Here is a 516-nt window from a genome sequence, read left to right as displayed (position 1 = left end):
TGCTGGACTTGCTACAACGCTTGCAACATTACAATTATCTGATGTTGTTGGTGCGGTCAATTGGGAACTGGTATAGGTACAAACCCCAGCATCAGAATTTACATCAATTGGGTCTAAAGTCGCTATCGTTGGATTCTCTGTATCCAATACTGTTACTATTTGAGTAGAGGTATTGGTGTTTCCTGCGTCATCCGTTACTGTCCAGGTTACCGTATTTGCGCCAGAAACTAAACTTGCTGGACTTGCTACAACACTTGCAACATTACAATTATCTGATGTTGTCGGTGCGGTCAATTGGGAACTGGCATAGGTACAAACCCCAGCATCAGAATTTACATCAATTGGGTCTAAAGTCGCTATCGTTGGATTCTCTGCATCCAATACTGTTACTATCTGAGTAGAGGTATTGGTGTTTCCTGCGTCATCCGTTACTGTCCAGGTTACCGTATTAGCGCCAGAAACTAAACTTGCTGGACTTGCTACAACGCTTGCAACATTACAATTATCTGATGTTGT

1 protein-coding gene is annotated in these 516 nt (G+C 42.6%); it reads right to left on the bottom strand.

What is annotated here, in order from left to right; all coding sequences use genetic code 11:
- On the bottom strand, positions 1–516 hold a 516-nt coding region (locus tag EO244_RS16980), incomplete at both ends, for an Ig-like domain repeat protein (RefSeq protein ID WP_206734608.1).

It is taken from the genome of Ancylomarina salipaludis, assembly GCF_004122035.1.
Lineage (GTDB): Bacteria > Bacteroidota > Bacteroidia > Bacteroidales > Marinifilaceae > Ancylomarina > Ancylomarina salipaludis.
This window is presented reverse-complemented; position numbering and strand designations above follow the sequence as displayed.